Source organism: Novipirellula methanifontis (assembly GCF_052161655.1).
Classification (GTDB): Bacteria; Planctomycetota; Planctomycetia; order Pirellulales; family Pirellulaceae; genus Novipirellula.
In genome coordinates, this window is record NZ_CP197418.1 from 4,883,690 (window position 1) to 4,897,656 (window position 13,967).

Here is a 13,967-nt window from a genome sequence, read left to right on the forward strand (position 1 = left end):
ATAGGGCAGATCAAAAATCTTGAAGTTTTTGATTCCGTAGCCCATGCTGCTCAGGGGCCAGCCCCCGAACCCCCGAGATTTTTTAGGCATGGCGCCGGATGTTCAATGATTTTACAAAGGCGCGGCGCAGCATTAAAATACACCCGCTGGGTGAAACAGATCGAGGCGCTGCAGAGATGCAACTTCGTGAGGGATAACCCAGTCGCCGATGCGTCAATGATGTGTCGAGCACGTGAGGCGATCAGGGTCCTAGTTTAGCGACGGTGCCCTGGTCGCCTCTTTTATTTCGATAGGCTCAAGTCCCCTTTCCGCCATGGTTCCCCATTGCGAACCATGTCATTAAGAATCGTCAGCAGCTTACGCATTGCTGCAGTCTGCGCCACCTTGGTGACTTTTCCACGTGAGAGCAAACGTCGATAGAACTGCTTGATGATCGGGTTGTGCTGGGCCGCAGACATGGCTGCCATGTAGAGCACGCAGCGAACCTGCGAACGCCCTCCCCGAGCCCGGCGTTTTTTGTCGGACTTGCCAGTTTGATTGATGATTGGCGCTACCCCCACAAGCTTTGCAATCTGAGTCCGGCTGAGAGTCCCCAGTTCTGGCAATTCCGCCAGCACGGTCGATGTGGTAACGGCACCGACCCCTGGCACGCTCAGAAGAATGTCAACCTTCGGATCTGTTTTGGCACGCTCGGCCAGTAACACCTCCAGTCGATCATCAATCGATTCTAGCTGGGTTTGCAGGTGCGAAATCGATTGCTGGATCAATTCGCACGCAAAGGAATCACGCGTCTGAGCAAGGCGGTTTCTCTCCGCATTGAGCAAGCCAATGACTTGGCATCGCCGACGCACCAACGCTTGATGCCGCTTCTCTTCAGGGGTCCGCTGCTTGGTCAAATGGATCTCGACATCCTCACCAAAACGGCGAATGATCCGAGCATCAATGGCATCGCTCTTTTCCAAATAGCCATGCCCTTTTGCAAAGTCACGAACCTGGCGTGGGTTGGCGACACAGACCGGGATCCCCGCCTCGTGCATCGCGTCGACAACGACGTGTTCGTAGCCACCCGTTGCCTCACAGACGACCAGCGTGTCCGCCTTCGACTTGATTTTCGCGACAAATCTCTTGGTAAGAGCGACCACCGTGTTGGGCATCGTATTAGCAATCTTTGATTCAGAATCGTTGACGTCAATCTTATCCGAAGCGATATCAACACCAATCACGCGAGCATAAACAGTTTTCATCATTCAGTCCCTTCCTAGTGAATACGATCTGACCACTGCGGGCCGATTCAAGCGACGGTTCGGGTTCAAAACAAACTGCCACGCGAGTCAAGCTATCCCACGGTGTCAAAGCGACCTTGGGGCACATACGATCTACGCGGCAGTGCCTCGCCACGGCTGCAGGCAGTCGCGAGGCATTAACAGCTAACATCCTGATTCAAGATGGTTAAAACTGCCAACCTAAGACATACTACCGGCATACTGATGACGATACGAACCCTGATTAGACTAAACGTCGTCACCGCGGTCCGACCAAGCGTCGACGAACGCGGTCTACCCGACGGTCGCTTCCATCGCAAGCGGACCTCTCCCCAGCCGGCCGCATCACCCGCGCTCGTTTGACCCAAATTCTTAACCTCACCCATCCTTGTTGTTCAAGCGATGCTTGACAGTCACAAATCCTCTATCTCGTCGTTGGAATAGCTGGTCGATGTGAGGAAATCCAACGGCCAACGACAACGCAACACACGAGGGAAAGCAAAATGGCGAATACTCCGCCAGAACCTGTCAAACCGAAAAGCCTTCTGGGTGTCTTCGGCGGGACTCTTGTTGGCGTTGCCATTGGCTTCGTAGGGATCGACCTTGCTCGTGGCGCTGCCGTCGATGTCGTCCGACTGCTCGTTGTTCTGGGCGGGGCGGCAGTCGGTGCTGGCCTTGTCGTCCTACTGAGAAAGAAATAGCAGTTCCGAAACCCAGAGCAACTGGTCGCTGAGGAAATCGAACGTTTTCGTTTTTCGCGCATGAAAGCGTTCGCTCTCGGCTCTACTGTGAAGGAGAGTTCTCAAATGTGCTTATGAACATATTGCCGAGGTGAAAGTGACGTCATCCCAACCGAGCCGTTTCCCGTACGTTTTTACTATCGTCTCATTGCTATCCGTGTCAGGCCTAGGATTCATAGTCAGTTGGTCTAGCGGTCTTGTTGGCTGGGCTGGAGCGTTGCAAAGTGTCACAATCATCGCCTTCGTTTTGTTGACTATCGCCGCAGCCTGGCAATGGAAACGCCTCGGCCCGACCATGGTCGCAGTCGCGTTTGGCGCACTCTACGGTGCGGCCATAATGATAGGCGTCGTTGGCGGTGGACATGCATCAGTCTACGCTGCGACAGGGCGAATCAATCCCAGTATGATGGTGATCGGCTTAGCGATGTATTCATTCGTAGGACTGTTGCTTGGCGCAGGTGGCGGTCTGATAATCGGAGTCATTTTGAGCATTCTTGGCCAGTTGCAGGTGGGAAAAGCGAAACCCACAAAATCTGCACCGGATGAAACGACGGAACTTTCAAAATTAGCATCTCCGAATCATTCCGACACATCGGGCACAGGTCAGATTTCGGATGCAACTGTAGAAAGCAGATTTGTCCAACTGGTTGCCATACTCGCCGTGGGACTTTACGGACTGTCTCTTTTGCTTCCCGCGATTGGAACGTCGGGTGGCTACAATCAGGCTCAACTCGGACTTAGCAAACAGAACCCAGGCTTCTGGATATTGATCCTGAGTATGGCAAATTGCTTTGTGCTCAATCCTATGTGGCTTGCCAATCCATTGGCATGGACGGGGGCTTTCCTGTTAGCGAAGCGTAGCTATCGAGCTGCCGCAGTGACTTCAATGCTCGCTTCAGTCGCAGCACTTGCGGGAGTTTGGCTTTTTATGCAGGTCACCAATGGCGGGGACCAGTATGACTTACTCGTGGGCTGTTATATCTGGATAGCAAGCATTGTCGTTCTAGCAGTGGGATCGACTTTGGCGGCCTGTCGTTTTCCAAACCGATGGTCGAAAGTGAATGCACAATGAAGAGCAAATACTTAAACCTTATCATTGCCACGGTAGCAGGAACAGGAGTGGGACTTTTCGTTTTGATGATGATGATTCCCGCGCTGCTGGGACTGATGGTCGGCAATAATCTAAACATCGTTCTAGGCATTCGTCGAGTAACGGGATGGGGACTCGCGATGGGACTGATGCACTGTATGCCAGCGACGTTTGTTGCTGCACGGGTTGCGATCGGGCGCGAGGCGATGGATCTACGCGATCGGATATTGCTGGCGAAGGGTGTCGCAATAACCATCGGCATGATAACGGGCATCAGTGCGACGACGATCTTGTGGGTTTCGAAGCCCCTTCGGGTTTCGCCGCAAGGTCCACCGGTGCTGCACATTGCCAATTTTGCAGGTATCGCGATGGCCGCATTCTGCGCCGCAGCAACGGTTGTGTTGATGTCGCAAATGTTTAGGCCACAACCTGACAGGTCGGAGCCGACAACAGCTGGTCGTTCACTCACACGGGCGGTTATGTCATGGAGCCTTTTGTTGTGGTCACCGATCGCCATGCTAGGTTGTATCGTTTGGGGTTCGCAATTCTATTGGGATCCAGCAAGTTTTTATACACGCCAGCTTGAATCCGGAGATAGTTATCAGCGATTCTGGGCAATTCATCGGTTGATAGAGGAACAAGCCTATTCGTCAGAAGTAATCGATGCGGTGGCGCAGCGACTCAGTGACGAAGATTTCCAGGTACCAAGAAAGGCGTTGGAGTATCTTGTCGTCGCCGGACGCCATGGTACAGCTGAGCTTGAGCATATGAAGCGGCTTCAGGACTCTGAAAATCAACAGACTCGCAAATACTTGGCCGAGGCAATTGAGTTGACGAAATATGACTTTGCGGCTGATCGCAAAGCTGCTGAGACGGCACTCGCACTGCGTGCCAATATCGACGTTTACCAATTCGGTCACATTAAAAGGATTGATTGGAATAAAAAATTAGATTCCTCGCTCTTTCAATTGACAGGTGTCCATTTGGAGAATTTGTCCGTGGTCAGCGGTGATGATCTGGCTGGCTTTTCGAAATCGCCGATGTTGTCAGAACTGAAATTGACCGGCACCGAGATCACAGGCGACGGATTGGAACAGCTCACGCACTTTCCTGCCTTAAAGCGACTCTGGATAACAGGGTCGAAATTGAACGACGATGACCTGCAAATCCTGGCAAAAATTCCGGAACTCGCGTGTCTGGATGTCAGTAAGACGCAAGTCACGTCCAAGGGCATCAATGCGTTCTTAAGCATGAAGCCGAACTGTGAAGTTCACTGGACCATTCCCGTAGCGGACTCCCTCAATCCGTGATGAGTAAAAACATGCGTGTGATGATGACATGCGTCTTAGCATTGATGGTTTCCGGGTGTGAATCGCCAGCGGAGAAAGCGGAACAGCTTGTCGCTCGGATCGTTGCAACGCCCGCAGATTGGGCACGACCGGGGCATAAGCAAACCGTCATCGAAGCGAAGGATAAACTCATTAAGCTGGGGCCGGCAGCTTTGCCTGCGATGATCGATGGGCTCGGCGACGACAACCGCTTCGTTGGTATGTGGTTGCTTGAACCGATCTTGGCTACGGGTGAATCAGCTGTCCTGCCGCTGGCAACGGCATTGACAGACGCCGATGTCGATCGCCGACGTTGGGCATTGTTCGCGATCAGCGGGCTCGCTTCAAGGGGAATCGATATTTCCGCCGCTCTACCCGCAATCCAGTGTTGTACCCGTGATGAAGATTCCGAAATTCGGGCGCTTTCGTTGATGGCAATCAGTAGTGCTAAGGAGGATCGAGGTGTTCCTGAGTTGATCTCTGCTCTGAAAGATCCTGATGCACATGTTCGAAGTGAAGCGGCCAAATGGCTAGGTGCGGTCGCGACGGTGCGCGTCCGGGGTGCCCTGCTCCAAGACGATCCGCTTCCGCAACTTTCTGAAAGGGTGCTCGGCGATATTAGGCCACAACTCATTGCCGCGGTTTCGGATGAATCGGCGATCGTGCGGCGTGAAGTCGCCGGAGCACTCAGCGAGTATGGTCCATCGGTCGAGCCCAAACTGCGAGAAGCAATGAAAGATCCCGACGCCGAAGTCCGTGCGGCAGCTCTCGAGTCATTGGCCTGCATCCGCTCCGATGGTGCCGTTGCGGAGTTGATTGAGGGTCTTGGTGATCCAGACATAACAGTACGTTTCCGATCCGCAAAGTCGCTCGGGATGCTTGCCGATCCAGACACGTTGCTGCTAAGCCGGCGGCGTCCACCGCCACTTCCCACGATCGATCCGCTTGCGTTCGAAGCAGCGGTTGATCCTCTCACGTCTGCATCGAAGGACGCCAATGCAGGTGTCCGTTCGGCTGCGAGTGACGCGCTGAAGAAGATCCTACGTCGATTAACGGATTCTCGGGCCTTCACTCCGGAAACTATTGAGCGAGTTACGGAGCGTTTGAACGATGATGATCCACAGATACAGAAATTGGCGAGAGAGTATTTAGCGGCGGCGGCAGACTCAGGGGCGGAACCCGATGAACAATGATAGCTGTCAAGTACAGAAAAAGATCAGAGAACTTGGATGCAAGAACAAACCAAAGGGCAAGTAAAAACAATTGAAAACGATGAAATCTGGGGACTCAACGCAGCCGTAACGATGATGGTCGGTGCAGCTATCGGTGGATTTCATTTAACACCGCCTTTCGCTGGATCGTTCATTATCGCCGCATGCATTGTCGCTGGCGCTGGCGTAGGCTGGTTGCTGGGTTATTTAGCGACCTTGATGTTCGCAAAGTTGATCGGTTGGCAAGCCGTCGCGATCCTTCAGCTCCTATCGATTCACGCTGCACTCGCTGGTATGGGTGGAGTCGCGGCAACGCTGATCTTTGATGCCTCACTGCCTGTTTCGATTGCCGTCGCGTGCTTGACCGCGTTACTCCACGTACCCTTACTTTTCGTAGCGATACGTCGTATCAAAGCGAAACGATTCGATGCGTCGACAGAATTGAATCGAGGTCGGCGAGATGTGAATAGCACGTGCAATAAAACCTAAGCCGTGGTTGCATCGTTAGTTAGGTTCACGATTGCTCATGGAGATTGGGGGATGAAGACCAGTGCTGAAATCAGGGTATGAGATCTTAGGAACTGTAACGCCACCGATGGCGGATGCATTGACAGTGTCACTCGGAGATTCGACGCGATGACTGGAGGAACTGGTCCGATCGAAAAGAGGACTATCTTGATGTTGTCCAAATTTAAAAATGATTGCACGACGAGCGGATGGAAGAGGATCCGAAACGACGCGCTTCGATTGACGAAGGAATTAAGTGCCGTCTATTGGACGACCGGTGATTGTGATCTGAAATTTACCTGACTGGGGCTGTGATCCGACAATGGGCTCACCATCGCGCCAGATTCTCACGTCGTCGAGGTTCTTGGCGATAAAATGCAATGCCTCCTTGGCGTGAACGTCGAGGACAATTTCCACTTTGCCGTCGCTATCGCGTATCGCTCGGCCGACAATTGCCACAGTTTCGGGACCTTCCAGAGCATCACGTATAAAACCCTGGGCCAAATAGGACGAGAATCTTTCGCTGCCGTCCGGCAAGACGTCGGCGTCATTGTAACCGGCGGGACCAATATCCGGCCTCCAACCCCCTCGGAACTCGACTCGAGAATCTCCGGCACGGTAATGTACAATCGCGGTAGGCGCAAACGGACGCGGCAATAGAATCGTTCTGGAACGTAACGATGCCTCTAGACACCCGGCGAGTATTAACACGTATGTCAAGGGAAGGCCCCCAGCCAGGAGCCATTGTCGCACGATCCGCAGTGACAGAAATCGCCGCCGATAGCGACGCAGAATGAAGGGCAAGCAGAGGCCGGCGAACCCTAGCACGATCATCGCCACGCCCGCTGCTGTTCTGGTATGGGACGACTGATCATAAAGGTATTTTAGGACGAACTGATGTGTGGCAAATGTAAAACCGGTGATCGCCGCAAGCCACGCCAACACCAGAGCAAGCCGCCAGGATGCGTGGCGTTCGGAGTGAGGGAGCCAACTTTCTGTAGGCACTGTAGCCTCTAACATCGCATGTGTGTGGGAAAGTAAGTTTCAATATTCAGCGCCGCATTGTTGGCTGTTCCTATGCCCCAACAAACGGTGCCGAACAACCGAGTTTAATCATGAATCTTCGCTTCTTGCTCGCCGAAAATGGCTGTGAGCGGCGACAATCCTGAAAACCGATGGACTTCGAAGCCGCATACTTGGCGGTCCGTTGTTTCCGATGGTTCAGCGTCATTCAGGCCGTTCCAATCGAGCTGTGGCTGTGGCTTTTTGAGAAATTTCCACTGTAATTTCCTTTTCGAACGGGACGAGAAACTGTTTACTGAATTCCCCAGTGTCCGAATCAAAAAGTGTGACAGTCACCGTCACACCATTTTCTGCGATGTTGTCGATGGTAATGGTTTGGCTCGCCACAGCACTGAGATCGCTGCCATGACCTGAACTAACAATCACCCCCACGTGTTCTACGCGATATGTGCCAACAGAACCGTCGCTACCGCGGTTGACGGATAATTTCAGCAGTGGTGCGTTCTCGCTGCCGTCGCCGCCACAGCCGGAAAGAAGCACAGCGCCAATGATGCAGAGGATTCGGGTCATTTTCAAATACACCTCACGATTGAAGCTCGGTAGCGGACGGTCAAAGGCGAACATTGGGTCTTAGGAAGCGACGCATGACCTGCAGTCTGCAGCAGTGTGTGGTTAGGCGTCGGAATCGACTAGGGCATCGGGGTCTTGAAGAGCCTCTGTGATTTCATCAAGCGTCAGGTGTCGCAAGACGGCCGGCGTAACGGCATTATGAATGTCCCAGATAATTTCCTGGCCACCGATGTATGAGAAGCTCTTGCCGCCGAATGCCTGCAATGCATTGGAAACACCTGAGCATGCCTCCAAAGTGCGAGTGATGCTTTCGGTCGGTTTGTGTAAGGCCCGAACCGGGAATTGAAGGTGAGTGCGGTTTGACGTAAGCAGGAAGGCAGTACCGGCGATGTCCGTCTCGACAATTTCTGCCGCGACGGGACGACACCATGGCATTTCGCCTGCTCGATCTACAATAATGGAACGAAACACCAGCACAACGTAGCTGTGCCTGAATCTTGCGTCATCTGGAAACTGGAGCATTGTTGACCTCGGGCCACATTGTGGAACACACCGTCAAATATCCGATTGAGCTTCTTATTCTGAGCCGCCGGTATCGGAGGCAAGCTGTTAAAGATAACTGATTGCACTGCCGGACATGATAATTTTTGAACAAGTCACATTTAGGATACGTCCCGCGCGGATGGTCAGTCATTTCATATGAGGACCGTGGGACTGGTGAATCGTCATCGCCTCCCGCCTAGTGCCAGCTTCGAAATTCCATTCCTTCAACGCCCGGTAACTGCTCCGAGACTAAGAAATCGAGCATCAAACAACGAGCTCCCTCGAACGTTCTAAAAGCTTGCCAGGATCCACCCTGCGACTCGTCAGGAATGTCGATCAGCATCTGAATGAAATGCGTCTGTAGTTGGTCAAAAAAACGCGAATGGCATCCCAACATCGACTCAAAGTAAAAAGAGCCCGCAAAATCCCGGCGTTCTCTCCGAATCCGTCTTGCACAGGGAGGAAAATGCCGGTCGCAGCGGTCAGCGATAGCCTGAGGGTCCGATAATCTGAGCTATGTCGTGAAGAACTGTCGGTTCGATCAAATCTGACGGCCGACAGTCTCCGTTACTTGAACGCTGTAATCTTAGGTACCAAACGGCACCATGTGTTCATACGCAATGGGACCGAATTGAGCGAGCAAAGAATTGCTTTCGCTCGAAAACCCACCCTTCGCTTTAATGCTGTTTGACGGAATCTTCTATTGTCCAATCTCTGCGTCACGATGCTTCGAAGGCAGTCGCTTTACCTGGGATGGCAGATAGAAGGAAAGCTAACAACTCGCTGGAATAATCCGAGAACAGGTTAAGCCGATTAAATCGCTAAAGGTCATTGTGATGATCGGGAGGATCACCTTTTGGATCACAGGGCAGGATGCCGGCGCGGTAGGCTTGGTTGATTGCCGCGGGAGCATTTTGGACATGCAGCTTCTCATAGATGCGGCGGATATAGGTCGCGACCGTGGCAGTGCTGATATTCAGCTGACAAGCGATCTCTTTCTTCAGTTTCCCTTCGCCAAGCAGCGTGAGTATCTCCAATTCTCGCTGCGAAAGGGCGTCTTGAAGTTCGACCGATGACAATCGCGATTGCAACCTGCTCAGAATGTACTTGGCCACTCCGCTGCCCAGCAGAGCTCCGCCTTCGGCCACGGTTCGAATGGCTTCGATGATCTGGTTGACGGTTGATGACTTCAGAAGGTATCCGGATGCCCCTAATTGTGCGGCACACAGCACATCGGATTCGTTATCTGATTGAGTCAGGACTATGAACTTGGCACTAGGGCAACAGGATCGCAACAAAGGCAAAGCTTCTAGGCCTGACTTACCTGGTAAATTTAGGTCAAGCAAAACGAGGTCTGGCACGTTGTCGTTCAATCGCTTCTGCAAAATCTGCAGGGCACGCTCGGACGAGCCGACCTGGCTGACCAACTCAATATCAGGTTGATCTTTTAAAGCGAGATCGATGACGTCGCGATATTCTGGGTGGTCTTCCACCAGCATCACTTTAACGGTTTTATTCATCGCTCCGACGCTATTTGCGGAAGCCCCATTTTCGAGTTTTCATCTTCAGATTAATACACGTTCCACCGCTGTCAGGCTGCTGTGCCGTGACACTCGCACCAAGCAGTTTTGCTCGCCGCACCAGCGAGGACGGTACTTCGTTGATCTGAGCGTCTGTAAATCCAGAACCGTCATCGCTAACCGTCAAGCAGATCTCATTGGGATGCGCTATCAGTGTAGCATTAAAATGCGTTGCGTTGCTGTGACGACTGATATTGACCAAGGATTCCTTATAAAAGAGAAATAGATCAGCGCGAGTGCGCGGCTTCAGTTTGCTCAGTACATTCTCATCATCTTGGAACGTAAATCCGCCTTCAAAATCTGCCATGATTCTCTCGGTCGATCGTTGCATATCATCCAACAGGTCACCGTAAAGCCCTTTGGCTTCCAACATGTTGGTGCAGTATCGCACCGCATCGCTGGATCGTTGCGTCATTGTCCGGATTCGCTGATGCATGGATTCAAGTTTTTCCGGAGAATTGACGGAAGACGTCGCGAGGTCACTCAATAGTCCGATCACATGCAGATCGGCCCCAAGTTCGTCGTGAAGATCCGCAGCAAATCGAATGCGCAGTTGAGCCAGTTGCCGCATACGAAAGATTCGGTCGATCAAGAACGTTGCGCCAATCCCAACCGCTAGAAATGCGGCAAGCCACGTCACCCAAAACAATTGGGCTCTTTGTCTGGCGTAGCGGTGGTTCAATTCGGCGACGACGAAAGGACGCATACGTTCCAGGTCGTGACGTTTAGCGAGTTCATTCAACCAAATGCGGATGGGAAGGATTCCGCCGAATAGGTTCTTTCCATCAGTCAGTGCGTCGGTCGACCGATCACCTGGGTTATGCTGAGCGTCGGCAAAGGCGCGTTTTCCAAGCGCAACATTTTCACCGTCCTCGTACAGTTCGATCTCGGCAAACCCGATGCGGATGTCTCGGGACGGATTGCCAACGGAAACGTCGTCCGCTGGCAAATCCGATTTCACTGCACTCAGACGAACGAAGCGACAGGTGTTTTCGGGGATCCGCCACATCATGATCGGTCCAATGTCATTGATGTTCGTTCGTTGATAGTCAAGCAACATCTTGGCATCGGCAAAATCTTTACTTTCGGCACCTTCAATCTTTAGGCGATTGGGAATTCCGAGGTCGCCTGCATACGCTTGCGGAACCGTATCACCCTGGTCCACTGCGTGCAGGTGTATGCCCGAAATCGAGTGTTCCGATCCCAAATCGACGTATAGGATCGGCTGCTCACCAAATCGGCTGACATAGGCGAGGCTTTGGCTACCCTCGGATGAATCCATCAGATAGGGCGTCAATCCGTCCACCAGGTATCGCTCATTCCACGCCCCCACGCGGTCATTGGAGTTTGAGGAGGTTGCGACCTTCTGCCGTAGCGCCACGTTATCCATTCCGCTGAACACAAGAATCTCAGCGAGTTGAAAAATGTGATTACCATCGTACGCCCGCGTTGACAATCGTGTCGCTTCGATCCGCACCCATGAAGCGGTCACCCGCTGAAGTGAGACCACGAGTGGTCCGACCCTCGGTTCGATTTCGTCATTCAATTGGTACTGGGCAACGACCTTGCCGTCGCGATCGTCGGTGGTTCCCGCAAGGATGCGAATCTCTTGTGGGAATCCGTCAGATTGAAATCCCTTGTGGGTGTCACGCCAAAGGGTTGGCACCAGAACGATCTCATGAAGCGGGTATTCTTTGTCTAGCATCACTTCAGCCCACTCGTGACGATCGGGCGATCCGCGAAAATCAGAACGGTAGCCAATCACTCCAATTCCACTGCGTAAGCTGAACGGCGAGAGTCGACGCAGTTGGATATCGATCTCGACCAGATGATTCTCCAGTTGCGGCATCGATAGGGCTTGCAGATTTGAGCCGAGTCCTAGTTCGTCCGATGAACCGGCACTTGCTGCGCACAGCGTCACAAACATCAGCGATAAAACAAGTTTCTGCATTCGATCCATCAGCGGGCTATAAAACATCGATCGGCGAAATTTGGAGAAGTGTCATCCGAACGGATGACAAGTCCGCTTCAAAAATTTTTCTTTCTTGTCATCTAAAGAGGTGACAGACATGAGCCTTGGTAAGGTAAAAATGAGTGGCGTTACGCTGGCGATAGGGTCTCGGTCCTCACCATCTGCCCCGTTGCAGCTTAGCTTTGAGTCAACGTTTGCGTCTTCTTTCCTATCGCTCATTTTACTGTCGGAGCCCCAAGTGCGACTACCTGCACACTTTTTTGTTTGGCCTGTTGCTGATTTCCCTCGTCGGATGCGGTGGCGATTCCGGACCGCAAGCGATGGATGGAAAAGTTCGGTGAGTGGAAAGCAGTGATTCACGCGCACGGCTTTCAAGAGGGCGGCAGCGCATTTTGGGGAAAACGATGTCCTTCAGCTGGGCCAGTATAATGTCTCGCTCACTTACTCCGGTACCGGACGGCTGGTCCGGAGCGTCGCAATCGAAGGTGGCGAGAAAATTCAGAATCAACAGAATTCGTCACACAACTATCAAACATTCCCGATCGGTTGGATGAACTTTCTCAAAGCTGGTCGGTACACGGTTTCGGCCAAATGCATTGACGGCGACATCGCCTCGGCAAGCCTTAAGAGGGATACATTTCGAGCCGATGCAGTAGTGAGATCCTCCCGGCATTTTCAACAATCATGAAATCAACCACCATGCGAATCGCACTCTTTTCTCTGGCATTGATCGTCGGTCTGAGTCACTCGGTTCTGTTTGCGGCCGAGTCAGATCAAGCGAAGCCCAACATCATTTTCATCTTCGCGGATGACTGGGGATATGGGGATGTTGGAATTCACGGAAGTACCTTTTGCCAAACCCCGAATCTTGACTGGATGGCGCAAGAGGGAATCGACTTTACCAATTTCACGGTGAATAGCCCGGTCTGTTCACCGAGTCGAGTCGCCGTGATGACGGGGCAATTCCCGGCGCGGCAATGCATTCATCAGCACTTCCAAAGCATCGGTGCTCATAAGAGCAGAGGAATGCCCGATTGGCTCGATGCCCAAGCTCCCATGCTTCCTCGCATGCTCCAGAAGGCTGGCTATAAGACTGGGCATTTCGGAAAGTGGCACCTCGGCAGCGTCGCCGACTCGCCATCCGAGGATGAGTATGGATACAACAGCTTCGCGACATTTAATGGATCCGGCAAGAACGAAATCAAGAAGGACGGTTTGGCGTCGGTCGATCACGCGGTGAAGTTTATCCGAGAGTTCAAAGACGAAACCTTCTTTGTCAATCTGTGGCTCCACGAAGCGCATCTGGCGCACTACCCGTTGGACAAATATCTCGAGCAGTTCAAGGACCTCGATGAACAGAAGCGGGTCTACGCGTCCATCATCGCGGAAGCCGACGAAGGCGTCGGGCGAGTGCTTGCATTGCTGAAGGAACTGGGCCTGGATGAGAACACGCTCGTTGTGTTCTCATCAGACAACGGACCTGAAGTGACTCGGAGCGAAAATCACAAAATCCACCGCAAAGGTGAAAAAGGTTTGGGCGGCTTCTATTCGGTTGGCGAATCAGGCGGACTTAAAGGCCGGAAACGTTCACTCTTCTCCGGTGGAATTCGCGTGCCCTTTATCGTGCGATGGCCTGGCGTTGTGCCAGCGGGAAGGACCGATTCGAAGTCCGTTCTGACTGCTGTCGATCTCCTGCCAACGTTCCTAGAGGTTGCGGGTGCGGCGTTGCCGGAAGGGTACATGCCGGACGGGCAAAGTGGGTTCTCTGCTTTCAAGGGCGACGACTTCGCCAGAACCAAACCCATTTTTTGGGAATGGAAGGGCGGCGACAAACAAGATTTCACTTGGCCCACGCTAGGCGTTCGAGACGGTCGTTGGAAGCTGCTGGTCGGAACAGAAAATCAGAAGTCTGAGTTATACGATTTGGAGAACGACTGGGCGGAAACAAACGATGTGTCAACCGATTATCCCGACGTCACGCAACGATTGTCGGACCAGCTCGCTGCTTGGAAGAACGGGCTGCCTGAAACGCCCAGCGAGAGCAGCTTGTCAAAGGCGAGAGAAAAGAAGAAGTAGATCACGCGTTGAGAATTCCTGTGGCGACCTCAGTTCAATCCTGACCTCTAAGCAACGAACCAGAG

11 protein-coding genes are annotated in these 13,967 nt (G+C 52.7%); 6 read left to right on the plus strand and 5 right to left on the minus strand.

The genetic code is table 11. The features are described from left to right. Positions 1–281 precede the first annotated feature (281 nt). Positions 282–1,247, minus strand: a complete 966-nt coding sequence (locus SH528x_RS17760) for an IS110 family transposase (protein WP_442511807.1) — start codon at positions 1,245–1,247, stop codon at positions 282–284. Between the two features lie 518 nt (positions 1,248–1,765). On the opposite strand from SH528x_RS17760, the gene SH528x_RS17765 reads away from it, so the two are divergent. The 5 genes from SH528x_RS17765 to SH528x_RS17785 all read left to right on the plus strand — a co-directional run bounded on the left by SH528x_RS17765 (position 1,766) and on the right by SH528x_RS17785 (position 6,120). Continuing rightward, positions 1,766–1,963 (plus strand): hypothetical protein, encoded by a 198-nt coding sequence (locus tag SH528x_RS17765; RefSeq protein ID WP_442511808.1) that lies wholly within the window; start codon positions 1,766–1,768, stop codon positions 1,961–1,963. Positions 1,964–2,405: 442 nt separating this feature from the next. Then, positions 2,406–3,074 carry a hypothetical protein gene (locus tag SH528x_RS17770; RefSeq protein WP_442511809.1) on the plus strand — a complete coding sequence of 223 codons (669 nt, stop codon included), beginning with the start codon at positions 2,406–2,408 and terminating at the stop codon, positions 3,072–3,074. Then, entirely contained in the window at positions 3,071–4,402 is a 1,332-nt protein-coding gene (locus SH528x_RS17775) for a hypothetical protein (RefSeq protein ID WP_442511810.1), read from the plus strand. The genes SH528x_RS17770 and SH528x_RS17775 overlap by 4 nt, the downstream gene beginning before the upstream one ends. Further along, positions 4,402–5,613 carry a HEAT repeat domain-containing protein gene (locus tag SH528x_RS17780; protein WP_442511811.1) on the plus strand — a complete coding sequence of 404 codons (1,212 nt, stop codon included), beginning with the start codon at positions 4,402–4,404 and terminating at the stop codon, positions 5,611–5,613. The genes SH528x_RS17775 and SH528x_RS17780 overlap by 1 nt, the downstream gene beginning before the upstream one ends. A 36-nt stretch (positions 5,614–5,649) precedes the next feature. Then, on the plus strand, positions 5,650–6,120 hold the full coding sequence (locus tag SH528x_RS17785) for a hypothetical protein (protein WP_442511812.1): 471 nt from the start codon (positions 5,650–5,652) through the stop codon (positions 6,118–6,120). A gap of 1,245 nt (positions 6,121–7,365) precedes the next feature. On the opposite strand, the gene SH528x_RS17790 is transcribed toward SH528x_RS17785, so the two are convergent. The 4 genes from SH528x_RS17790 to SH528x_RS17805 all read right to left on the minus strand — a co-directional run bounded on the left by SH528x_RS17790 (position 7,366) and on the right by SH528x_RS17805 (position 11,832). Continuing rightward, a complete protein-coding gene (locus SH528x_RS17790) occupies positions 7,366–7,785 on the minus strand; it encodes a hypothetical protein (RefSeq protein WP_442511813.1) in 420 nt (139 codons plus the stop codon). A gap of 48 nt (positions 7,786–7,833) precedes the next feature. Beyond that, positions 7,834–8,253 (minus strand): hypothetical protein, encoded by a 420-nt coding sequence (locus SH528x_RS17795; RefSeq protein ID WP_442511814.1) that lies wholly within the window; start codon positions 8,251–8,253, stop codon positions 7,834–7,836. 842 nt (positions 8,254–9,095) lie between these two features. Next, positions 9,096–9,794, minus strand: a complete 699-nt coding sequence (locus SH528x_RS17800) for a response regulator (protein WP_442511815.1) — start codon at positions 9,792–9,794, stop codon at positions 9,096–9,098. A gap of 10 nt (positions 9,795–9,804) precedes the next feature. Beyond that, complete coding sequence (locus tag SH528x_RS17805) at positions 9,805–11,832, minus strand: sensor histidine kinase (RefSeq protein ID WP_442511816.1); 2,028 nt, start codon at positions 11,830–11,832, stop codon at positions 9,805–9,807. Between the two features lie 678 nt (positions 11,833–12,510). On the opposite strand from SH528x_RS17805, the gene SH528x_RS17810 reads away from it, so the two are divergent. Further along, positions 12,511–13,902, plus strand: a complete 1,392-nt coding sequence (locus tag SH528x_RS17810; RefSeq protein WP_442511817.1) for a sulfatase family protein — start codon at positions 12,511–12,513, stop codon at positions 13,900–13,902. The last annotated feature ends 65 nt before the right edge of the window (positions 13,903–13,967 follow it).

Excerpts from the sequence above, each read along its gene's own strand:
- SH528x_RS17760 (WP_442511807.1), bottom strand. The coding sequence starts at position 1,247 with ATGATGAAAACTGTTTATGCTCGCGTGATTGGTGTTGATATCGCTTCG.
- SH528x_RS17765 (WP_442511808.1), top strand. The coding sequence starts at position 1,766 with ATGGCGAATACTCCGCCAGAACCTGTCAAACCGAAAAGCCTTCTGGGT.
- SH528x_RS17770 (WP_442511809.1), top strand. The coding sequence starts at position 2,406 with ATGATGGTGATCGGCTTAGCGATGTATTCATTCGTAGGACTGTTGCTT.
- SH528x_RS17775 (WP_442511810.1), top strand. The coding sequence starts at position 3,071 with ATGAAGAGCAAATACTTAAACCTTATCATTGCCACGGTAGCAGGAACA.
- SH528x_RS17780 (WP_442511811.1), top strand. The coding sequence starts at position 4,402 with ATGAGTAAAAACATGCGTGTGATGATGACATGCGTCTTAGCATTGATG.
- SH528x_RS17785 (WP_442511812.1), top strand. The coding sequence starts at position 5,650 with ATGCAAGAACAAACCAAAGGGCAAGTAAAAACAATTGAAAACGATGAA.
- SH528x_RS17790 (WP_442511813.1), bottom strand. The coding sequence starts at position 7,785 with ATGTTCGCCTTTGACCGTCCGCTACCGAGCTTCAATCGTGAGGTGTAT.
- SH528x_RS17795 (WP_442511814.1), bottom strand. The coding sequence starts at position 8,253 with ATGCTCCAGTTTCCAGATGACGCAAGATTCAGGCACAGCTACGTTGTG.
- SH528x_RS17800 (WP_442511815.1), bottom strand. The coding sequence starts at position 9,794 with ATGAATAAAACCGTTAAAGTGATGCTGGTGGAAGACCACCCAGAATAT.
- SH528x_RS17805 (WP_442511816.1), bottom strand. The coding sequence starts at position 11,832 with ATGTTTTATAGCCCGCTGATGGATCGAATGCAGAAACTTGTTTTATCG.
- SH528x_RS17810 (WP_442511817.1), top strand. The coding sequence starts at position 12,511 with ATGAAATCAACCACCATGCGAATCGCACTCTTTTCTCTGGCATTGATC.